This window comes from Streptosporangium sp. NPDC004631 (assembly GCF_053601935.1).
Genome location: NZ_JBSGCR010000004.1, coordinates 188,162 through 208,779, shown reverse-complemented (window position 1 = coordinate 208,779; position 20,618 = coordinate 188,162). Strand labels below are relative to the sequence as shown.

The window sequence follows — 20,618 nt, the reverse complement described above, 5'->3', positions numbered from 1 at the left end:
TTGCCCAGACTGAGTGTGATCGTTCCGATCTACGACGTGGAGCCGTATCTCGCAGCCTGCCTGGAATCCCTCGCCTGCCAGACGTGGCAGGACGTCGAGGTCGTCATGGTGGACGACGGCTCGCCGGACGCCGCCGCGGAGATCGCCGAGGGGTTCGCCCGGCGGGACGGGCGGTTCAGGCTGTTCCGGCAGGCCAACGCCGGGCTCGGCGCGGCCAGGAACACCGGCCTGAGGGCCGCCTCGGGGGAGTACCTCGCCTTCGTCGACAGCGACGACATGCTCCCGCCGCACGCGCTGGAGACCATGCTGGCCACGTTGGAGGAGACCGGATCCGACCTCGTCACGGGGAACGTGCACCGGTTCAACGGCCGGGGCGCGTGGCAGTCGCCGATGCACCGGGAGGCGTTCGCCGAGCGGGTGCCGCGGACGCACGTCACCCGCCGGGAGTCCCTGCTGATGGACCGCCTGGTCACCAACAAGCTGTGGCGCCGGTCGTTCTGGGAGAGGCACGGGTTTCGATTCCCCGAGGGGGTGCTCTACGAGGACACCTCGGTCGCCCTGCCGGCCCACTTCCTCGCCGACGCCGTCGACGTGCTCACCTGCCCGATATACCTGTGGCGGGAGCGTGACGGGGACAGCCTGTCGATCACCCAGGACCGCACGAACGTCAAGGGCATCGAGGATCGCTTCGCGTCGGTGACGGCGGTCCGCGGCTTCCTGCTCGGCAACGGCCGTGCCGCCCACGTGTCCGCGTGGGACCGGACCGTGCTCGACGGTGACCTGCCGGTCTTCGTCCAGGCGCTGGAGAGGGCCGACGAGGCGTTCCGGGAGCGCTTTCTCGACCTCGCGGGTGACTATCTCGACGCCGTCGACCCCCGGGTGCTCGCCCGGCTCCCGGCGCCCAGGAGGGCGAGGTGGCGGCTGGTGCGGGAGCGCCGCCTGCCCGAGCTGCTGGAGTTCCTGGAGTGGGAGCGCACGGTTCAGCCGGACGCCCGGGTGGTCCGGCGGCTGCGCCGCCACCACCTCGCCTGTCCCGTGCCGCTCCCGTCCCGGGTCACCCGGCTCCGCGAGGAGCTGGAGCTGCGCCAGCGGATCGACGACGTCCGCTGGGACGGCGGCAGGCTCAGCGTGGAGGGCCGGGCGACGCTGAGATACCTGAGCCCCGGTGAGCGCAGGCACCAGCGGGTGTTCGCCTGGTTCGTACGCGAGGACACCGGCCGCAGGATCAGGGTCCCGGTCACCGTCTTCCGGACCGTCTCGATGCTGTCGCGCGAGTCGGAGGACTGGTGCGGGTTCCGGTTCGCCGTCGACCCCCGCAGGCTGGGAGGTGACGCGGCGACCTGGCACGTGGAGCTCTGGGTCCTGCACCGGGGCATGCTCCGGCGTGAGCGGCTGAGGCGGCCGGATCCGGCGTCGGCCGGGCGGCTGGGGTATCACGAGCCGGAGCCTCGGGTGAGGGTCTGGCCGTACTGGGCGGAGTCGGGGGAGTTCCGCGTCCGGGTGGAGCGGGAGCGCGCGCGGGCTACGGAGTGCGCGCTGGACGGCGACCGGCTGCTGCTCTCCGGCCCGGTCCTCGAAGATCTCGGGCCGGACCCCGTCCTGGTCGTGTCACGCGCCGGGGGCGGGTTCCCCCACCGTTATCCGGTCACCGTGTCGGACGGGACCTTTCGGGCCGTGGTCGCCCTGGGGGAGCTGCTCTCCTCCCGGCTGCCCGCGCTGCCGGCGTCGAGTCCGGAGGCCGGGACACTCGACACGACGGCCGAGTGGCGGCTGGAGGTGGAGGGCGCGGGACCGGTGGCGGCCGGGGTCGAGTGCCGCCACGCGTACGCCGGCCGGGACCTGACCGCGGGCGCCTCCCCCTCGGGGGCCCTCGTGCTGCGCGAGCACGCGGCGGCCTTCCACGTGGACCACGCCGGATGGACCTCCGGAGGCGAGCTGGAGCTGACCGGGACCGCCGCCGGTCACGATCTGGAGCCGGCCGGGGGCGCCGCCGGTCACGAGCCCGCGCACCTGGTGGTGACCTCGCGCAACCGGTTCGACGAGCACCTGTTCCCGCTGCGCCTGTCCGCCGACGGGCGCTTCACGGTCACGGTGACCCCGCGGGAGGTCGGCTCGCTCGCCGGACGGCTGCCCCTGCCCTCGGGCGCCTACGGCCTGGCCGTACGGTCCGGTGACCGAGGGCGCCGGTTGGTGTCCGGCCTGGACGCGCCGGTGCGGCACGAGTCCGCGTACCGTGAGTTCGTCTTCGAGGGCGACCAGGACGGCGTGCCCGTGCTCACCGTCGGCGGCGACCTGAGAGGGGAGGCGCAGGACGCCAAGACGCGGCGGATGCTGCGCGACCGGCTCTACCCCCGGCTGCGGGCGGGGGAGCCGCTCCGCGAGGCCGTCTTCTTCGACAGCCACGGAGGCAGGCGGTTCTCGGACAACCCCCGGGCGATCTACGAGGAGCTGCGGCGGAGCGGGGCCGATCTGGAGTTCCTGTGGAACGTCAGGGACGGTCAGGTGGTGCTGCCCGAGGGGCCGCGGGGGATCGTCCCGGTCAGGACGTCCGGGCGGGAGCACTTCGAGGCGCTGGCGACCTGCCGGTACGTCGTCACCAACACCGCGCTGCCGAAGTGGTTCCGGCGCAGGGAGGGCCAGGTGGTCGTGCAGACCTGGCACGGGGCGCCGATCAAACGCGTCGGCTTCGACATCGACCGGGGGCCGCTCGCCGAGGCCGCCCACCGGGAGCGGCTGGCCGTGGAGGTCGGTCAGTGGAGCCATCTGGTGTCGCCGAGCCCGTGGTGCACGCCGATCCTGCGGGCCGCCTTCCGGTTCGAGGGGGAGATCCTGGAGACGGGGTATCCGCGCAACGACACGCTCGTCGGCCCGGAGCCGGAGGCGGTGGCGGAGATCCGCGGGCGCCTCGGGCTTCCCGAGGGGAGAAAGGTCGTCCTGTACGCGCCGACCTGGCGTGACGACAGGTATCACGGCAGGGGCCGCTCCAGGTTCGACCTCCGCTTCGACCCGCACAGGATGTGGTCGAGGCTCGGCGCGGACCACGTGGTCATGGTGCGCAGGCACCCGAACACCTTCGACCGGGTTCCCCGGGCGGGCAGGGACTTCGTCGTCGACGTCTCCGCCTATCCCGACATCCGGGATCTCTACCTGGTCGCGGACGTGCTGGTCACGGACTACTCCTCGGCGATGGCCGACTTCGCGGTCACCGGGCGGCCGATCCTGCTCTACACCTACGACCTGGAGCACTACCGGGACGAGGTGCGCGGTCTCTCCTTCGACCTGGAGGCCGAGGCCCCGGGGCCGCTGCTGCGCACGACCGGCGAGGTGGCCGAGGCGGTCCGCGACCTCGACCGGGTGGCGGCGGAGTACGCCGGACGCCACCGCGACTTCGCGGCGAGGTTCTGCCCGCTGGACGACGGCGGGGCGGCCGCCCGGGTCGTCGACCGGATCTTCCACGGACGGCCGGCGGCTGAGACCTCGGTGCCCCGGGGAGGCGAGGGAGACCCCGAAGAGGCGGGGCGCCCCGGAGGCTCCGGGAACATGGGCGTTCCCCGGCAGTCGCGGCAGGTCGTGCGCGACCACTTGAAGTGACCGTCCCGGCGATCCGGGTACGGCTCCCGCCGAGCGGGCGGAGGCCGTACCCGGATCGTCTCCCCGAGGGGGAGGGGGCGCGGTCGTCGTCCTGGCGGGCTAGCGGGAGAAGACCTGGAACTCGGCGGCGCGGAGCTGGTTCCTGGCCGCGCCCGCGGTGGCGCAGTCCGTCGCCGAGTTGGGGTCGTTGTCCTGCTCACCGGCGTAGAGCGGGTTGCCGGTGCACTGGGTGGAGAGGGCCCGCAGGGTCAGGTGGGTCGCCCTGGTGAGTGGGATCCCGAAGGACTTGATGATCAGATCGGCGCCCCGGGGACGTGGCAGGCGGGTCTGGAAGGCGTCGGCCGGGCTGGTGTAGACCACCGTGTACGACCGCGGGGATGAGCAGTCCCGGCGGGTGGCGTCGCAGGCCAGCACCTGGAACGAGCGCAGGGCGGTGAAACGGTTCTGGCCTCCGGGGTCGGCCGGGTCGTTGATGTTCGGCCGGAGCATCGCGCTGACCTGGATCCTGCGGACCGGGACCGGCTCGGTTCCGGCCAGGTCGACGGTGACGGATCTGTCCTTGACCGGGGCGGTGAGCGAGGCCCAGTCCGTGGCCTCGGTCTCGTCGATCAGCATGCCCTGGTTGACGCCGTCGCCGGTGGCCGTCGCGCCCAGCGCCGCGGAGGCGTGGTTCCTGGTCAGCGGGGGCGCCACCGGCAGCTCCGCGCCGGGCCGCACCGCCAGCCTGACCCTGGTGTGCCCGTATCCGCCGCCCACGACCAGGAAGTCGTAGCGGCCCGGGGTCAGCTCGGCGGTGTCGTCGAGGGCGGTCGCCGGGTCGGTGTCGGCCACCGGCACGGCGCGGCCCTCGTAGTCGCCCACGTAGAGCCGGAGCACCGCGTCCTCGTCGTCGGACGGCGGCCTCAGCCGTACCTCGCCGTTCCGGCCGACGGGGTCGGCGAAGCCGGGCGTCGGGTCGGCGTCATCGGGGCCGGTGCTCGCCGCGTCCTCCCCGAGGCCGTGCTCGGCGAACGCCCGCCACATGATGTCCCGGTCCCTGCCGCCGAAGCGGATGGCGTCGGCGGCGAGCAGCGCGTCGCGGTGGTCGACGTAGCTGACCGCCCCGGAGGCCATCAGCAGCAGCGCGTCGAACGAGATCTGCGCCCAGCGGCGGTTACCGGGGCACCGGTCGAGCGGGGTCCTGCCCTCGGCGCACGCCCGCTGCCGGTCCGGCCCGCCCCGGCCGTACCGCCGGACGAAGCCCTCGCGCACGTCGTACTGGGTGGCGGTCCAGATCTCGCCGTCGGCGTGCACCTGCCGGCCCACGAGGTCGTATCCGACGTCGCTGTAGTTCAGCGGGGAGGCGGACATGTCGTAGTTGCGGATGCCGGCCTTCCGGTCACCGGTGACGTATCCGCCGGTGACGTACGGCGTGTCGCCCGCGGGCCGGAAGCCGGACTCGAAGAGGTACTCCATGGCGAACAGGTCGGAGGTGCTCTCGTTCATGGCACCGGCCTGGGCGCCGCTCCATCCGGCGGTCGGGCCGCCGACCATGCGGCCGGAGATCGCGTGGGTGTACTCGTGCCCGATCACCGACATGTCGTAGTCGCCGTCCACGCAGGGCGAGTAGAACGCGCCCGCGATCGGCTGCCAGAGGTACATGTTGGTGATCGGCGCGACCCCGTCGGGGCCGGTGATCTGGTTGGCGTTGTTCCGCACGGTGAAGTCCCTGGCCCCCGCCTGGGCGTTGCCCCGCTCGGGGTCGGCGCCCAGGCCGCCTCGGGTGCCGTTGTCGTCCTGCATGTTCCAGGCGGTCTCGGTGAAGCCGAGCCGGTAGGACCAGTCGTGCATCCGGTTGTGCATGACGTGCAGGTTGGAGATCGCGGCCTCCAGGTCGGCCTCGCCGGGCTGGTCGAACGTGGCCGGGTCGCACTTGGCGGTGTACCACCTGTTGGCCCACGGGTAAGCGTACTCGCGGTCCGGCGTGAGCGCGTTGCCTCGGGTGCCGACGGTGTAGGGGTCGGCGTCGGCGCGGTTCTCCACGGTCGTGGCGGCGTTGCCGGTGCTGGTGCCGGTCGGTGCGCCCGTGGCGTGGTTCACGTCCCACGCCACGCCTGTGCCGGGGTCGCCGGCGGGGGCCTGGTCGCAGCCGGGCCCGGCCCGGTGGCACCAGGTCGCCCGGGTGTCGGTGGAGGAGTAGTCGGCGGGCGGGGTGGCCGTGAACGCCTTCCAGCGCGGGCCGTCGGGCTGGAGGTCGTGGTCCACCAGGTTCTCGCGGGTCAGGATCTCGCCGCTGACCGCGTCCACGTGGGTGGTGTATCCGGCGGCCTCACCCCCGGCTCCGCCGATCAGGGTGACCTGGAAGGCATTGTGCGTCCCGTCGGGCGCGGGCACCGCCACCGGGGTGACCTTCCTGGTGCTCGCCGTGGCGAGGTCGATCCCGCCGTCCCCGGCCGCGACCTCCAGTGCCCGCCGCTCGGTGATCCGGGCGGCGGGCGGCGGCGCGCTGGAGCGTGACAGCGTCGAGGTGACGTGGACGACCTCTCCGCCCGCCACGCCGACCGCCACCTGTCCGTCGATCCCCGCGGGCAGGTCGCCGAACCGCTGCCTGAGCAGTACGGCGTGGCCGTCCCCGATGGGGTGGACCGCGACCTTCTCCAGCGCGTCCACCGCCTCGGCGGACAGGCCGAAGAGGGGCTCGTTGGCCTTGAGGTAGGCGCGGGCGGCCCGCTCGGGGTCGGCGCCCAGGCCCTTGGCGAGCGGTGCGGAGCCGGTGACCGTCGCCGGGGTGCCCAGCGCGTTCCAGCGGATCGTCGCGGTGCCCGCGGTGCCGAGCGAGGCCGGGGGCGCGACGCTGCCGCGCCGGTTGTCCAGGTCGGGTTTCTCGTACCGCTCGGCCTGGAGGTCGTGGCTCCCGGCGGGTTGCCCGCCGGGCTGCCCCTGGGCGATTCCAGGGAGGGGAAGGGTGAGCGCCGCGGTCGCGGCCGCGATGACGGTGATGCGTGACCAGGGTTTGGTCGACACCGATCCTCCTGCGGGGAGATGGCCTGGTGGGCCATGCCACACGTGGGGCACGTGTGTTGCGCAAGAGGTAACACTTACTCAAGTGCTCTGACAAGATCTTGTAAAGGGTGACATGTCGGTGTAATGGGCTTTTTTGGGACCATTGCGGCTATTGGGAGACACCGGTTGAGGAACGCCGGTACCCCCGGCCGAGGAAGGGACCGGGGGTAGCGGCGCTGCCGTCGCGGGCGGTGGTCCCGCGAGCCGTACCGGAAGCTCAGTGGATCACGGGCCGTGCCGGTAGGTCAGCGGATCAGGAGAAAGGGATCCAGGCCTGGTCGGCCAGACCGTTCATGTCACTGACCTTGAGGCCGAGGTCGGAGACCGTCCAGATGCTGTCGCCGATGACGACCGAGCGGCGGATACTCGGGTCGGCGGGGGCGAAACGGGTGTTCTTGACGGGCCTGGGTCTGGGGTGGGTGATGGTGCCGGTCCTGGTGACGGCCGAATCGTCGATCGTGAGGACCATCGCGGAACCGCTGGTCCGCCCGGTGCCGTCCCAGCTGTTCAACGGCAGGACGGCCGTCCTGGTCTTGGCCCAGTAGAGGAAGGCGTGCGGGGCCCACTCGGCCTCGGAGCCCGAGTTCTTCTGGAACATCTGCGACAGGCGGCGCGGCTGGGCCGGGTTGGAGACGTCGAACAGGGAGACCTGGGTGCCGAGCGTGCGCCCCTTCTCGCTGGCCTCCTGGCCGATGCCGATCAGCCGCCCCTCACCCGCCGGGTGGAGATAGGCGGAGTAGCCGGTGATCTTCAGCTCGCCGGTCTTCTTCGGCGCCGCCGGGTCGCTCAGGTCGATCGTGTAGAGCGGGTCCACCTGCCTGAAGGTCACCACGTAGCCCACCGGGCCGATGAACCGGACCGAGTAGATCCGCTCCCCGGCACCCAGGCCGCCGATCTCGCCGACCTTGTTCAGCGTGTCCGTCTTGAGCACGTAGACGGCGCTCGAACTGTGCCGCCCGGTGGTCGAGGTGGTGGCGATCCGCAGGTGCCCCTCGTAGTCCGACAGGGAGTACTGGTTGAGCAGCCGGCCGGGCACCTTCCCTGAGGCGACGTAGCGCGGCGCGCCCGTCCCGGTGAGGTCGAACCGGTAGACCTCGGTCTCCTCGGGCGGCTGGACCGGCGCCCGCGGGGGTTTGCGGGGAACGACGGGCTTCGGGGGGACGCGGGAGGGGGACGGGGAGGCCGTCGCCGAGGACGGCGGAGACGACTTCGGGGACCCGGTGGAGTCCGGGATGCCGTGGGAGGTGGCCGCGCTCGGCTCCGCCGGTGTCGGCTCGACCCGCGGGGCGTCCGCGGGGGGCGTGGCCGCCGGCTCGATCGGGTCGACCGGCGCGGTCGGGGCGTCGTCGACCATGAATGACTCGATCGGTCTGGGCCACCACCAGCGCGGGTTGCTGGTCACGTACAGGCTGGAGCCGGTCCCGTAGACCGTGTCGCCGTCGGCGGCCACGCTGATCGGGACGGTGTCGATGATCCCCTGGGACATGTCGAGGGTGTGCACGGTCAGCATCGACGTGCCGGTGTACTCCGCGGGGTGGCTGACCTGCTCGCACTTGACCGTGTCGGTCCTGGTCACGCCCTTGGCGTCCGTCACCTCGAACTTCGGCAGCCACGCCTCGATCGGCGCCTTGGCGACGATGCCCGAGTTCCGCCGGGTCCGCTCGGCGTCGGAGAGGTCGGGGCCGTCGTACGAGAAGTCGATCTCGGGCTGGCTGCGGACCACCAGCCGCACCGTCGAGTCGATCATCCTGGCGTCCACGTGGGCGCCGTTCGGAGTGAGCGAGCCGATCACCTTCGGCGTCCCGGACAGATCGACGAGGACGTAGCGCGGACCCGGGCTCGCCGCCCGCTTGGCCATCGCGCCGAAGGGGATGATCCCGCCGCCGGAGAACAGCACCAGCGCCCGGTCCCCGCTCACCAGCAGGTCGGCCGGGGCCCACATCTGCTCGGCGTTGACCAGCTTGAGCCTGCCGGTGACCTTCCTGGTCGCGGTGTCCACCACCCGCAGCACGCCGCGGTTCACGGTGATCACCCGCTTGCCGTCGGTCTTCACCAGGTCCGGCTCGTCCACCCCGGCCTCGTGCACGTTCGTGGTGGAGTGCTCGGGGGCGTCCGCCTCCATCTTGCCGCGGGCCGCGGGCATGTCCCCGCGCATCTCCGCGGTCATGAGCCGAGGGTCCATGCCGATCGGGCCGAGCCCCCACGGCCCGATGCTCTTGGCCGTCGCGGTCCGCAGCCCGGCCAGCATGTCGTCACAGCTGTTGTAGGAGACCAGCTTGATCTTTCCCAGATCCATTACCGGCGTCGTACGGCTCGCGCCCGGCCCCGTTTCCGTGGAACTGCACCCCGTGGCGAGCAGCGCGGCGGCGAGGGTGACGGCGCCTGCCGTACGAATCGATGTCCTCATGCCTCTACGACGGATCGAAATCCTGTCCGGTTCAACCCATTACCTACTGGTAGCCGCTGGCTCCCAACCCGAATACCCTTCGGACATGGCCGTCACTCTTGGAGCAACCCGGACACTTGACCTGGGCATGATCGAGCGCGTCGTCCGGCAGGTGACCTCAAGCGGGAAGACCCAGACCATCACCGCGCCGTTCACCGGTGAAACCCTCGCCGAACTCCCCCTCTCCAGCGCCGAGGACGTCCGCACCGCCCACGCCAAGGCCCGCGAGGCCCGGCGGGCGTGGGCGGCGCTGCCGGTGCGCGAGCGGATCAGGCCCTTCCTGCGCCTGCACAACGCCATCCTCGACCGGCGCGAGGAGATCCTCGACATCGTCCAGTGGGAGACCGGAAAGGCCCGCAGGCACGCCTTCGAGGAGGTCCTCGACGTCGCGGGCTGCACGCTCTACTTCGTCCGGCGAGCCCCCGGCCTCCTGGCGCCCCAGCGCCGGGCGGGCATCTTCCCCGTCGCGACGAAGGTGGTCGAGACGCGCCGCCCCAAGGGGACGGTGGCACTGATCTCCCCGTGGAACTACCCGCTCTCCCTCGGCGTCACCGACGTCGTCCCGGCCCTGCTCGCGGGCAACACCGTGGTCCACAAGCCCGACACCCAGACCGCGCTCTCCACGCTCTGGGCGATCGACCTGCTGGTCTCCCTCGGGATGCCCCGCGACATCTGGCAGGTCGTCCTCGGAGACCCCGCCGAGATCGGCGACCCCCTGATCGAGGACGCCGACTACGTGGCGTTCACCGGCTCCACCCGCGGCGGCCGGAAGATCGCCGAGGCGGCGGCCAGGCGGCTGATCGGCTGCTCGCTCGAACTCGGCGGCAAGAACCCGATGATCGTGCTCGACGACGCGGACCTGGACGTGACGGCCCAGGGCGCGCTGCGCGCCTGCTTCACCAACGCCGGCCAGCTCTGCATCTCCATCGAGAGGCTCTACGTCCACGAGGCCGTGCACGACGCGTTCCTGGAGAGGTTCGTCCGGCAGGCCCGGAACATGAAACTCGGCGCCGGGCTCGACTGGAGCGTGCAAATGGGCTCGCTCACCTCCCGGCGCCAGCTTGAGGCGGTCACCGCCCACGTGGACGACGCCGTAGCCAAGGGGGCCAGGGTCCTCGCCGGAGGCAGGGCCAGGCCCGACGTCGGCCCGCTCTTCTACGAGCCCACGATCCTGGCCGACGTGGACGAGAGCATGGACCTCTGCCGTGAGGAGACCTTCGGCCCGGTCGTCGCGATCTACCGCTTCCGCGACGAGGACGAGGTGGTCGAGAGGGCCAACGACACCGCCTACGGCCTCAACGCCTCCATCTGGACCCGCGACCTGCCTCGCGGGCGCGCGATGGCCTCCCGGATCAACGCCGGGACCGTCAACCTCAACGAGGGGTACGGCGCGGCCTACGCCTCCTACGACGCGCCCATGGGCGGGATGAAGTCCTCGGGGCTGGGACGCCGCCACGGGACCGAGGGGCTGCTGAAGTACACGGAGGCGCAGACCGTCGCCAGCCAGTCCTCGTGGCTGGGCTTCGAGCCGATCCTGGGCATGACCTACGACAGGTACGCCGACACCCTGTCCGGCCTGCTCAAGGCCATGAAACGGTTCCACCTGCACTGACGGTCCCCGGCACCCATGGGCGGCGCCCATACCTCACGGTCGCGGGTTGCGGCAATGGGGCGGTCTCGGGTTAGTGTCTGGAAGACCGAACGCGGGAGCCCGGCGCACCGGGCTGAGAGGGCGGCTGACACGGCCGCCGACCGCTTGAACCTGACCGGGTAATGCCGGCGTAGGGAGTTGTGCTCATGCCGTCCCCTGCCAGAAAGACCTATCTTGTCGGCTCGCGTCCGGACATCCGCGTGCCGATGCGCGAGGTTTCGCTGACCAACGGCGCCACCGTCGTCCTCTACGACACCTCAGGGCCCTACACCGATCCGGCGTACACCGCGGACCTCGGCCGGGGGCTGCCCGAGCTGAGGTCGGCGTGGCGTTCCCCCCGCACCGCGCAGCGGGACTCCGGCCCGCCGTACCGGGAGTCCGGCCCCCCGTCCCCGGGCATCACCCAGATGGCGCACGCGAGGCGCGGCGAGATCACGCCGGAGATGGAGTTCGCCGCCCTGCGCGAGGGCGTCGCACCGGAGTTCGTCCGTGACGAGCTGGCCCGCGGCCGGGCGGTCCTGCCCGCCAACGTGAACCACCCGGAGAGCGAACCGATGATCATCGGCCGCAACTTCCTGGTGAAGATCAACGCCAACATCGGCAACTCGGCCGTCGTCTCCTCGATCGACGAGGAGGTGGAGAAGATGCGCTGGGCCACCCGCTGGGGCGCCGACACGATCATGGACCTGTCCACCGGGCCGAGGATCCACGAGACCCGCGAGTGGATCCTCCGCAACTCCCCCGTGCCGGTCGGCACCGTGCCCATCTACCAGGCCCTGGAGAAGGTCGGCGGCCGTCCCGAGGCGCTGACCTGGGAGGTCTTCCGCGACACGGTGATCGAGCAGTGCGAGCAGGGCGTCGACTACATGACGGTGCACGCCGGCGTACGGCTGGCGTACGTGCCGCTGACCGCCCGCAGGAAGACCGGGATCGTCTCGCGCGGCGGCTCGATCCTCGCGGCCTGGTGCCTCGCCCACCACGCGGAGAACTTCGTCTACACGAACTTCCGGGAGCTGTGCGAGATCTTCGCCTCCTACGACGTGACCTTCTCCCTCGGAGACGGACTGCGGCCGGGCTCCATCCACGACGCCAACGACGAGGCCCAGTTCGCGGAGTTGCGGACGCTGGGGGAGCTGACGAAGGTCGCCTGGGAGTACGACTGCCAGGTCATGGTGGAGGGTCCGGGTCACGTGCCCATGCACAAGATCAAGGAGAACGTCGACCTGCAGATGGAGCTCTGCGCCGAGGCGCCGTTCTACACCCTGGGGCCGCTGACCACCGACATCGCGCCCGGCTACGACCACATCACCTCGGCCATCGGCGCCGCGATGATCGGCTGGTACGGCACCGCGATGCTCTGCTACGTCACGCCGAAGGAGCACCTGGGCCTGCCCGATCGTGACGACGTGAAGGCGGGGGTGATCGCCTACAAGATCGCGGCGCACGCGGCCGACCTGGCCAAGGGGCATCCCGGGGCGCAGGCCTGGGACGACGCCCTGTCCGACGCCCGCTTCGAGTTCCGCTGGGAGGACCAGTTCAACCTCTCCCTCGACCCGGACACCGCGCGGTCCTTCCACGACGAGACCCTCCCGGCGGCCCCGGCGAAGACCGCGCACTTCTGCTCGATGTGCGGGCCGCACTTCTGCTCCATGAAGATCACCCGGGATGTGCGCGCCTACGCGGAGAAGAACGGCATGCCCGAGGAGGAGGCCCTGAGCGCGGGTATGCGGGAGAAGGCCGAGGAGTTCACCCGCCGGGGCGGTCGCGTCTACCTGCCCCTGGCCGAGGACTGATCCTGACCGGGTGCCGGCCCTCGTCGAGGGCCGACCCGGTTCCGGAATCCATGCTTTATTGGCGATCTGTCGTAGATTCGACCAGTATCCCGGTGTGACCTGGAACGTTGAGGAGTTCGTCAGCGCCGCGGGCGTGACCGTCGACCGGCTGGCCTCCTACGTGGAGGACAGCCAGCGGGGACTGCCCCCCGTGCTCCGGCGGCGCCCGCCGCGCGAACTGGCCGCGCGGCTCGACCTCGGGCGGTGGATCCGCGAGGGCGGGATGACGCCGGAGACCTACGCGGAGTTCCTGGCGGCCTACCTGGACGAGGGCACCCGGCTGCACCACCCCGGCCACCTGGGCCACCAGATCACCGCGCCCGACTTCCCCGCCGCGCTCGCCGACTTCGTCCACGGCGCGGCCAACAACCCGATGGCCATCTACGAGATGGGCGCCTCGGCGGCGACGGTCGAGTTCGAGGTCCTGCGCTGGATGCTGGAGAAGGTCGGGTACGGCGAGGCGGGCGGCGGCGTGCTCACCCACGGCGGATCGCTGGCCAACCTCACCGCCCTGCTGGCCGCGCGGGCGGCGGCGGCACCGGAGGCGTGGACCGACGGCGTCCCCGGCGACCTCGCCCTGCTCGCGCCCGAGTCGGCGCACTACTCGCTCACCCGGGCCGCCGCGATCCTGGGCCTGGGGGAGCGGGCCGTCGTGCCGCTGGACACGGACCGGCTCGGCCGGATCGACGTCGCCCGGCTCCCCGACGCCCTGGACCGAGTACGGCGGGCGGGACGGCGGCCGATGGCCCTGGTGGCCGCCGCCTGCGCGACGGGCACCGGGCTCCACGACGACCTGCGCGGCATCGGCGAGTTCTGCGCGGCCAACGGCGTCTGGTTCCACGTGGACGGCGCCCACGGCGCTTCGGCGCTGCTCACCGAGGAGCACCGTCACCTGCTCGACGGGCTCGGGCTCGCCGACTCGCTGATCTGGGACGCGCACAAGATGCTGCGGACCTCCAGCCTGGTGGCCGCGGTCCTCACCAGGCGCGGGGGCGACCTCGACGCGGCCTTCCGGCAGCGGGCCAGCTATCTGTTCTACGGCGACCAGGGCCTTCCCCAGGGCGACGGGGATTTTCCCCAGGGTGACCAGGGCGTTCCCCAGGGCGATCGAGGCTTTCCCCGCGGTGAGCGGGGCGTCGACCTGATCGGCAGAACCGTCGAGTGCAGCAAGGCCGAGCTGGGCCTGAAGGTCTTCCTCAACCTGGCCTGGCGGGGTGAGCGGGGCCTGGGCGACCACGTCGCGCGGCAGTACGCCACCGCGCACCGCTTCTGGGAGCTGGCCCGGCGGCGGCCAGGCTTCGAGTGCCCCTACGAACCGGAGAGCAACATCGTCTGCTTCCGGTACGGCACGGGCGACCAGACCCTGATCCGTGAGCGCCTGATGGCGGACGGCGCGTTCCAGCTCACCTCGACGGAGATCGGCGGCCTCCGCCACCTGCGCGTCACCGTGATGGCCCCCGCCACGGACGACAAGACCCTGGAGGCGCTGCTCGACCGGATCGCCGAGACGGACGTTCTCACCGGTGCGCCGGAGGCCGGTGCCCCCTGAGCGTCAATCGACGTCGTTCTCCCGCATCAACCTGACGACACGGCCGGTCCTCCCCGGATGGTGCCGGATAGGTGGCGGATGGTGAGCGAACGGGTGGACGGGCGGGTGTCGATAGACTGGGGGTACCGATTGAGGTTTTCCCTGGGGGTCTTGGTGTCAGAGTTCGACACGGTCCTGGTCGTCGACTTCGGCGCGCAGTACGCGCAGCTGATCGCGCGACGGGTGCGTGAATGCCACGTCTACTCCGAGGTCGTCCCGTCGACGATGCCGGTCGAGGAGATGATGGCCAAGAAGCCCAAGGCCGTCATCCTGTCCGGCGGTCCCTCGTCGGTCTACGCCGAAGGCGCCCCGGCCGCGCCCGCCGGCCTGTTCGAGACCGGGGTGCCGACCTTCGGCATCTGCTACGGCTTCCAGGTCATGGCCCAGGCGCTCGGCGGCGAGGTGGCCAGGACCGGCGTCGCGGAGTACGGCGGGACCCAGCTGGACGTGACGCAGGAGGGCGTGCTCTTCGCCGCGCTGCCCGCCAGGCAGTCGGTCTGGATGTCCCACGGCGACAGTGTGGCCACCGCCCCCGAGGGCTTCCTCGTCACCGCCTCGACCTCCCAGACGCCGGTCGCCGCGTTCGAGCACCCCGGGCGCGGCCTGTACGGCGTGCAGTTCCACCCCGAGGTCCTCCACTCCGAGCACGGCCAGGCCGTCCTGAAGCACTTCCTCGACGCGGCGGGCTGCCGTCCCTCCTGGACGATGCTCAACATCGTCGAGGACGCCGTCGAGTCGGTCCGCGCCCAGATCGGCCCCGAGGGCCGTGCCATCTGCGCGCTCTCCGGCGGTGTGGACTCCGCGGTCGCCGCCGCCATGGTGCAGCGGGCCATCGGCGACAGGCTGACCTGCGTGTTCGTCGACCACGGGCTGCTGCGCAAGGGCGAGGCCGAGCAGGTCGAGCGCGACTTCGTCGAGATCACCGGAGTCAGGCTCAGGGTGGTCGACGCCCAGGAGCGCTTCCTCAAGGCGCTCGACGGGGTCACCGACCCCGAGGAGAAGCGCAAGATCATCGGCCGTGAGTTCATCCGGGTCTTCGAGGACGAGCAGCGCGCCATCCTCGCCGACGGCCCGGTCGACTTCCTCGTCCAGGGCACGCTCTACCCCGACGTGGTCGAGTCCGGCGGCGGTACCGGCACCGCCAACATCAAGTCGCACCACAACGTCGGCGGCCTCCCCGACGACCTGCGGTTCTCCCTGGTGGAGCCGCTCCGCGCGCTGTTCAAGGACGAGGTCCGCCGCGCGGGCGAGGAGCTCGGCCTGCCCGCCGCGATGGTCTGGCGCCAGCCGTTCCCCGGCCCCGGCCTGGGCATCCGCATCGTCGGCGCGGTCACCCGCGACCGTTTGGAGATCCTCCGCGAGGCGGACGCCATCGCCCGCGAGGAGCTCTCCCGCGCCGGTCTCGACCGGGAGATCTGGCAGTGCCCGGTCGTCCTGCTCGCCGACGTCCGCTCGGTGGGTGTGCAGGGCGACGGCCGGACCTACGGCCACCCGATCGTCCTGCGCCCGGTCTCCAGCGAGGACGCCATGACCGCCGACTGGTCCCGCGTCCCCTACGACGTGCTCTCCCGTATCTCCACCCGGATCACCAACGAGGTCCGTGAGGTCAACCGGGTGGTGCTCGACGTCACCAGCAAGCCGCCGGGCACCATCGAGTGGGAGTGAACAGGCGACGCGGCCCCCGAAGCCCCGTGCCGGGGGCCGCGCCCGTTCCGTGGGGATGAGCCCGGCTCAGAGGGCGGGCACCCGGTCCAGGAAGCCGTAGACGGTCCGGATGAGGCCGTCCTCGGTCAGAATCGCGACGTCGAAGCCGATCACGATCGCCTCGCCCCCCTCGGGGCCCAGGTGCCAGCTGAAGCGGACCAGGTCGTGGTGGGCGTCGACGTCGCCGCCCAGCGTGAAGACCAGGCCGGGAAACTGCTGCTGGACGGCGGCGACGGTGGCGTCGATCGCGTCGCGGCCGGTGACGTCGACAATCGGGTCGACATAACGGGCGTCCCCGGTCCAGACGGCGTCGATCTCCGCACGACGCTCGGCCGCGTCGGTCATGTTCCAGGTGGCCAGGTAGCGCTCGACCAGCTTCGCGGTGTCGTTCATTTCGCCTGTCTCCTTGCTTTCGGGGATTCCTGCGAACGTTCTCGCAGGTCACAACGGTATGGAGATCGGCCAACCCCGGAATCCGTCACACACCGGTACTTCTCGCCCCCGCTATCCGTCATCCCACCCCCGCCTCCGGTGGATTGGTGACTCGCGTTACGAGAAGGAACCGTCCCGTAACATTACGTTACGAAATCACGATGTTCCGTGACCGCTTCACCCCCGTCAGGTTCGGCCACGTCGACGAGTCCATCCACGATTCGGCCGGCCTCTACGTTGTCGCGCCGGTAAGTGCCGTCCCCTCGCCGGCCGACCAGGTGCGCGGTGTGCTCGCGGCATGTGTTCCGGCCGTCAGACATCTTCACTGGCACGGCGAGGACGAGGCCACGAAGTATGCGCTGGTCCGAGCCGTCGCGACGTTACCGATCGAGGCGAAGGTCTACGGCTGCCGTTTCGCGGCGCGGGGACGGCAGGAGGCGGCACGGGCCAGGGCACTTGGCTGGGCGGTCACTGCTTGTCGGCAAGCGAGCCTATGTTGTGGCTTCCCGACATCGTTGTGGGGGCGGCCGCGTCCCATCTGACGGGACGGGAAGAGCTCCATTTGAAGGCGCTTAGGCGGATTGTCCGAGGAGTGATGTGCGAGCAGGTCGCTCCGTGAAACGCAAAGGCCGGGTGCCCGTCATGCGGCGGGAAGCCCGGCCTCACTTCACAGTCCTAGTGGACTGCGCATCACCCATTGTAGTCGGATCATCGCTCATGTTCAGCTCTTTGCCGGTACGGAGGAAAGCCGGGCCGTCCGGCAGAGACAGGCCGGGGTAGAGGGGATCGCCTCGGGAGGCGGTTTGTCGTTACTCGCCGCGTTTCTGTGTGACGTCTGCCAGGAGTGCGCGGACCTCGGTCGCCCGGTAGCGGCGGTGGCCGCCGAGGGTGCGGACGGACGCCAGCTTGCCCGCCAGGGCCCAGCGGTTGACGGTTTTGGGGTCGACGCGGAACATCAGGGCGACTTCGGCCGGGGTGAGCAGCGGCTCGAAGCGGGGTGAGGTGGCGGGGAGAGGGGTGATGGCGGTGTAGCCGTCGTCATCGACGATCTTGATGCTTTTCATCGGGGGCTCTCTCCTGGTGGGGGTCGGGGGTTATTGGCGGATGTGGTCGAGGAGTTCGGTGCGTACGGCGAGTGCGGTCGGCCGGGCGTTGGGGGGGCACCGGCCGGACCCGGGGTGCGGTCCGGCCGGTGCGGGCGGCCCTCTTCCCCCTCCAGGAGGAGGCCGCGTTGGGGTGCGACCTGGGCCCTCTCCGGTCCGGGTCGCACGACGTCGGGTGCGGCGGCGTCCCTTGGGAGGTGATGACCGCCGCCGCACCGGTTCTTAGGCCGCTTCTTAGGCCGCGTCCTGGTAGGGGTGGCGGGGGTGGTGGGGCGCGGCGGCGGGTGCCGGGGAAGGGGCGCCGCCGCGCCTGCTCGGAAGAGGCGAGGACGCCGGGGATACCGGAGGTATCGGGGATGCCGAGGCGGTTGGGGTGGCCGGGGCGGTGAGAGGGGTCTCACGGCGGGTGGTCACGTCCATGACCGCCTCATACATCCGCCTCTCCAGCTCCTCGGCGTCGGCGGCCTCGATCATCAGGGGTTCGGAGGTCGCCCAGGTGGCCAGGGCGTAGAAGCGTCGGCTGCCGACGCCGTACAGGACGGTCCAGCTCGGCCACGCCTGGGCGAGCCGTTCGGCCTGGGCGCGGGCCGGGCCGTCCCACAGGCGGCGGTGCACCACGGAGGTGCGGGCCTGCCCGGCGCGGTGACGGCCGGAGGTGCCGGAGAGGTGGAAGTCACGAGAATCGCGGCGCCACATCATGACGTCACCCTCCCTGCCGCCGCCGTCTCCTCCTGGCGGGCGGTCTCGGCTCGAAGTTGCTCGAAGGTGTCGGCGTCCACCGTCCGCTCGGCCCCGGCGTACGCGGCCTGGGTGGAGAACGGCTCCCGGCGACTCGCCCAGAAACGGCCCCTGTCGCTGAGGAACACCTGCCACCCGGGGATCACCGGCGTCGCGGACGTCGCGGACGCGGGTCTCGCGGACGGGGGCGTGGTGGATCTACCATCGTGCATGGATCGGACCTCCAGAGTCCGGTCGAGGGCTCGTCCGGACGTGGGTAGCGTCGGGCGAGCCCGTTTTGCGGGTGGGGGAAGAAGGTTCTGGGGTGCGCCGTACGGCGCGGTGTAGTCGTGATCGGCGACACGATCGGGACAGCCGTGCGCGTAGGGGGCGTGCCCGCAGGCGGCGCACCCCATCGGCATCGGTACGGCGTCGGCGAAGCAGCCGCAGCCGCCTCGGGACGCCATGGCTCGGTTGAGGATCGGGGCACTATGGTGTGCCATGGGTCAGGACTCACTTCCTGATCAAGGGACCCGTACGGCGTGTCAGCGCCTGCGGGTCCCACTTGTTTAAACGGTCGTCTTCCAATCACACGGCGTAAAACTGCGTGCGGGCAGGTGGCGTTGAGGGAAACTGGGGGGGACGGGCGTTTCCCCCTCAGTCCGAGGTGCATGATGAAAGAGCTTCCGGCATGGGCTGTTCGGCTCCGAGATGAGCGGTCCGCCCGGCTTTGGTCGCAAAAGGAGATGGCCAAACGTCTGGCCGAAGCAGCTGATGAATGGACGCGTGGACGCCTGCCGGCCAGGGAATCTCTGGTGCGTTCGATCAAGGGGTGGGAAGCGGGAAGACACAGACCGAAGGACCCTTACCCCACGCTGTATGCTCGGGCATTTGGAATGGACAAGGATGAACTTTTCAGTGAATCCGTATCCATAATAAAATGGGTCAGTCTGGACCTCGCATACGATCATCTTCGTCAAAGCCTCGATGAAGTGCTTACCGTTGGGGCTATGACCGAAGCCAGCATGGATCAGTGGGAAGTGACTGTCTCTCTCCATGGCGAAGCGGCTCGTAGTCGGCCTGCGAGCCTTCTGCTACATGATCTAGCGGCCGACTTTGAAGATCTCCGGCGTACCATGGAACGTCACCGGTCGGCGTCCGCACTGCGCGGACTGGCACGAGTAGCTGCTCAGATGTCCGGACTGATGTGTCTGGCTCTCATTAAGCTCGACGATCGGGCAGCCTTCCGGCGCTGGGCACGTACGGCCCGCACAGCGGCCTCCGAGGCGGGAGACCCGGCCACCGATTCCTGGGTGCTGGCGCAAGAGGCATACGGCCACTACTACGCCGGCGATCTCCACGAGGCGGTAAGAATCGCGCAGCGGGCGCAACACATCACGGTCCCGTGTGTCGGCGCGGTCTTGGCGGCTGCGCTGGAGGCTCGCGCTCATGCGGCGCTGGGGTCTGCACGCGCACAGGATGTTCGGACGGCGTTGGAGCGTGCGGAGGTCATGCTGGGTGAGTTGGCGCCGTCTGAGGTCAACAACTCAGCCTTCGGCTACAACGAAGGACAGCTCCGTTTCCACGAAGGCAATGCATACACCCACTTGGGCGACACACATGCTGCCTGGAGGGCGCAGCAGAGGGCTTTGCAGCTCTGTCCGGATAGCGACTACATGGATCTCACTCTGACGCGCCTCGACCGGACGATCTGCCTTGTGCGCGAAGGAGACGTCACCGCAGCCTTGGAATATGCGACCGGTGCTCTCGCTCCCCTCACAGAGCCGCAGAGGCGGGGGATCATTACCTTGCGTGGACGTGACGTCCTGGCGGTGCTGCCCCGTCGGCAGCGGACGCTGCCGGCCACGCGGCAGCTATGCGAGCTGCTGACACCAACAACTGGCGGAGAGGCAGAATATCCGTGACCGTAACCCCCGCATCGCCCGAAAACGCTGATGCGATCGTGGCCTTGCTCGAAGAGATGGATCGCTTCTACGGGGCGACGGACATCGAACCCTTCGATGTCCGCGTACGCCAGGTACAGCAGGCGCTTTTCGCTGATCCGCCGGCTGCTTATGCGCTGCTGGCCTGGGAAGGTGAGAAGCTTGTCGGTATCGCCTCCTACTCCTTTCTGTGGCCTGCCGTGGGCCTGACTCGGTCGCTCTACTTGAAGGAGCTGTACGTCAGCCAGGAGCAACGGAGGGCCGGGATCGGGGCGTTGCTTATGCGAGCTGTGTTCGAGATCGCAGCCAAGCATGAATGTAGCCGAGTTGAGTGGACTACCGATAAGGACAACGCGGCTGCTCAGCGGTTTTACGAAAAGCTCGACCCGTTGAGACTGCCGACGAAGCTGTTCTACCGAGTAGACAGTGAAATGATCGATCAACGACTGCGTTGATGACCGCCTCTGAACATCTGCGGCGGGTTGAGTTGATGTCCGAGTACCTCGTTGACGCGTGTCTGTTTCCGGAGGAGTCCGTGGTGGTCGTCGCTGCGGTGAGGAGCAACCACT

14 protein-coding genes and 1 riboswitch are annotated in these 20,618 nt (G+C 70.3%); of the genes, 8 read left to right on the top strand and 6 right to left on the bottom strand.

Features of this window, described 5'->3' with window-relative positions:
- Positions 1 to 3,591, top strand: coding sequence for a CDP-glycerol glycerophosphotransferase family protein (locus ACWEF2_RS05765; RefSeq protein WP_453812269.1), 3,591 nt, complete (start codon positions 1 to 3; stop codon positions 3,589 to 3,591).
- A 99-nt stretch (positions 3,592 to 3,690) separates the two neighbouring features.
- Here the strand turns inward: ACWEF2_RS05765 and ACWEF2_RS05760 are convergent, their stop codons facing one another.
- Together ACWEF2_RS05760 and ACWEF2_RS05755 are read right to left on the bottom strand one after the other, a co-directional pair.
- Positions 3,691 to 6,594: a M36 family metallopeptidase gene (locus tag ACWEF2_RS05760; RefSeq protein ID WP_453812267.1), complete on the bottom strand. Its 2,904-nt coding sequence runs from the start codon at positions 6,592 to 6,594 to the stop codon at positions 3,691 to 3,693.
- 292 nt (positions 6,595 to 6,886) lie between these two features.
- Positions 6,887 to 9,040: a beta-propeller domain-containing protein gene (locus ACWEF2_RS05755; protein ID WP_453812265.1), complete on the bottom strand. Its 2,154-nt coding sequence runs from the start codon at positions 9,038 to 9,040 to the stop codon at positions 6,887 to 6,889.
- Positions 9,041 to 9,167: 127 nt separating this feature from the next.
- Here ACWEF2_RS05755 and ACWEF2_RS05750 point away from each other — a divergent pair, with 127 nt between their 5' ends.
- The 4 genes from ACWEF2_RS05750 (at position 9,168) to guaA (ending at position 15,815) form a co-directional block, all read left to right on the top strand.
- Positions 9,168 to 10,691 carry a succinic semialdehyde dehydrogenase gene (locus tag ACWEF2_RS05750; RefSeq protein ID WP_453812263.1) on the top strand — a complete coding sequence of 508 codons (1,524 nt, stop codon included), beginning with the start codon at positions 9,168 to 9,170 and terminating at the stop codon, positions 10,689 to 10,691.
- An 81-nt stretch (positions 10,692 to 10,772) separates the two neighbouring features.
- Positions 10,773 to 10,884: riboswitch (TPP riboswitch) on the top strand.
- On the top strand, positions 10,877 to 12,523 hold the full coding sequence (thiC, locus tag ACWEF2_RS05745) for a phosphomethylpyrimidine synthase ThiC (protein ID WP_453812261.1): 1,647 nt from the start codon (positions 10,877 to 10,879) through the stop codon (positions 12,521 to 12,523). Its footprint overlaps the riboswitch before it by 8 nt.
- A 94-nt stretch (positions 12,524 to 12,617) precedes the next feature.
- The gene (locus ACWEF2_RS05740; RefSeq protein WP_453812259.1) at positions 12,618 to 14,111 is read left to right on the top strand and encodes a pyridoxal phosphate-dependent decarboxylase family protein; all 1,494 of its coding nucleotides are present in this window, start codon (positions 12,618 to 12,620) and stop codon (positions 14,109 to 14,111) included.
- Positions 14,112 to 14,264: 153 nt separating this feature from the next.
- Positions 14,265 to 15,815 (top strand): glutamine-hydrolyzing GMP synthase, encoded by a 1,551-nt coding sequence (gene guaA, locus ACWEF2_RS05735; RefSeq protein ID WP_453812257.1) that lies wholly within the window; start codon positions 14,265 to 14,267, stop codon positions 15,813 to 15,815.
- A gap of 66 nt (positions 15,816 to 15,881) precedes the next feature.
- On the opposite strand, the gene ACWEF2_RS05730 is transcribed toward guaA, so the two are convergent.
- Entirely contained in the window at positions 15,882 to 16,247 is a 366-nt protein-coding gene (locus ACWEF2_RS05730; protein ID WP_453812255.1) for a nuclear transport factor 2 family protein, read from the bottom strand.
- A 200-nt stretch (positions 16,248 to 16,447) separates the two neighbouring features.
- Here ACWEF2_RS05730 and ACWEF2_RS05725 point away from each other — a divergent pair, with 200 nt between their 5' ends.
- Positions 16,448 to 16,828: a hypothetical protein gene (locus tag ACWEF2_RS05725; RefSeq protein ID WP_453812254.1), complete on the top strand. Its 381-nt coding sequence runs from the start codon at positions 16,448 to 16,450 to the stop codon at positions 16,826 to 16,828.
- Between the two features lie 267 nt (positions 16,829 to 17,095).
- Here ACWEF2_RS05725 and ACWEF2_RS05720 read toward each other — a convergent pair whose 3' ends face one another.
- From ACWEF2_RS05720 to ACWEF2_RS05710, 3 genes are all read right to left on the bottom strand, one after another.
- The gene (locus ACWEF2_RS05720) at positions 17,096 to 17,350 is read right to left on the bottom strand and encodes a BldC family transcriptional regulator (protein WP_453812253.1); all 255 of its coding nucleotides are present in this window, start codon (positions 17,348 to 17,350) and stop codon (positions 17,096 to 17,098) included.
- A gap of 273 nt (positions 17,351 to 17,623) precedes the next feature.
- Positions 17,624 to 18,088 carry a hypothetical protein gene (locus ACWEF2_RS05715; RefSeq protein ID WP_453812251.1) on the bottom strand — a complete coding sequence of 155 codons (465 nt, stop codon included), beginning with the start codon at positions 18,086 to 18,088 and terminating at the stop codon, positions 17,624 to 17,626.
- On the bottom strand, positions 18,085 to 18,609 hold the full coding sequence (locus ACWEF2_RS05710) for a hypothetical protein (protein WP_453812249.1): 525 nt from the start codon (positions 18,607 to 18,609) through the stop codon (positions 18,085 to 18,087). Before ACWEF2_RS05710 ends, ACWEF2_RS05715 begins: the two co-directional genes overlap by 4 nt.
- A 243-nt stretch (positions 18,610 to 18,852) precedes the next feature.
- Between ACWEF2_RS05710 and ACWEF2_RS05705 the strand changes: the two genes are divergently transcribed.
- Together ACWEF2_RS05705 and ACWEF2_RS05700 are read left to right on the top strand one after the other, a co-directional pair.
- Positions 18,853 to 20,031 (top strand): hypothetical protein, encoded by a 1,179-nt coding sequence (locus ACWEF2_RS05705; RefSeq protein WP_453812247.1) that lies wholly within the window; start codon positions 18,853 to 18,855, stop codon positions 20,029 to 20,031.
- Positions 20,028 to 20,504, top strand: a complete 477-nt coding sequence (locus ACWEF2_RS05700; protein ID WP_453812245.1) for an N-acetyltransferase family protein — start codon at positions 20,028 to 20,030, stop codon at positions 20,502 to 20,504. The genes ACWEF2_RS05705 and ACWEF2_RS05700 overlap by 4 nt, the downstream gene beginning before the upstream one ends.
- Positions 20,505 to 20,618: the final 114 nt, after the last annotated feature.

Coding starts and splice junctions, on each gene's coding strand:
- ACWEF2_RS05755 (WP_453812265.1), bottom strand. CDS start 9,040: ATGAGGACATCGATTCGTACGGCAGGCGCCGTCACCCTCGCCGCCGCG.
- ACWEF2_RS05750 (WP_453812263.1), top strand. CDS start 9,168: ATGATCGAGCGCGTCGTCCGGCAGGTGACCTCAAGCGGGAAGACCCAG.
- thiC (WP_453812261.1), top strand. CDS start 10,877: ATGCCGTCCCCTGCCAGAAAGACCTATCTTGTCGGCTCGCGTCCGGAC.
- ACWEF2_RS05730 (WP_453812255.1), bottom strand. CDS start 16,247: ATGAACGACACCGCGAAGCTGGTCGAGCGCTACCTGGCCACCTGGAAC.
- ACWEF2_RS05725 (WP_453812254.1), top strand. CDS start 16,448: ATGTTCCGTGACCGCTTCACCCCCGTCAGGTTCGGCCACGTCGACGAG.
- ACWEF2_RS05720 (WP_453812253.1), bottom strand. CDS start 17,350: ATGAAAAGCATCAAGATCGTCGATGACGACGGCTACACCGCCATCACC.
- ACWEF2_RS05715 (WP_453812251.1), bottom strand. CDS start 18,088: ATGATGTGGCGCCGCGATTCTCGTGACTTCCACCTCTCCGGCACCTCC.
- ACWEF2_RS05710 (WP_453812249.1), bottom strand. CDS start 18,609: ATGGCACACCATAGTGCCCCGATCCTCAACCGAGCCATGGCGTCCCGA.
- ACWEF2_RS05705 (WP_453812247.1), top strand. CDS start 18,853: ATGGCCAAACGTCTGGCCGAAGCAGCTGATGAATGGACGCGTGGACGC.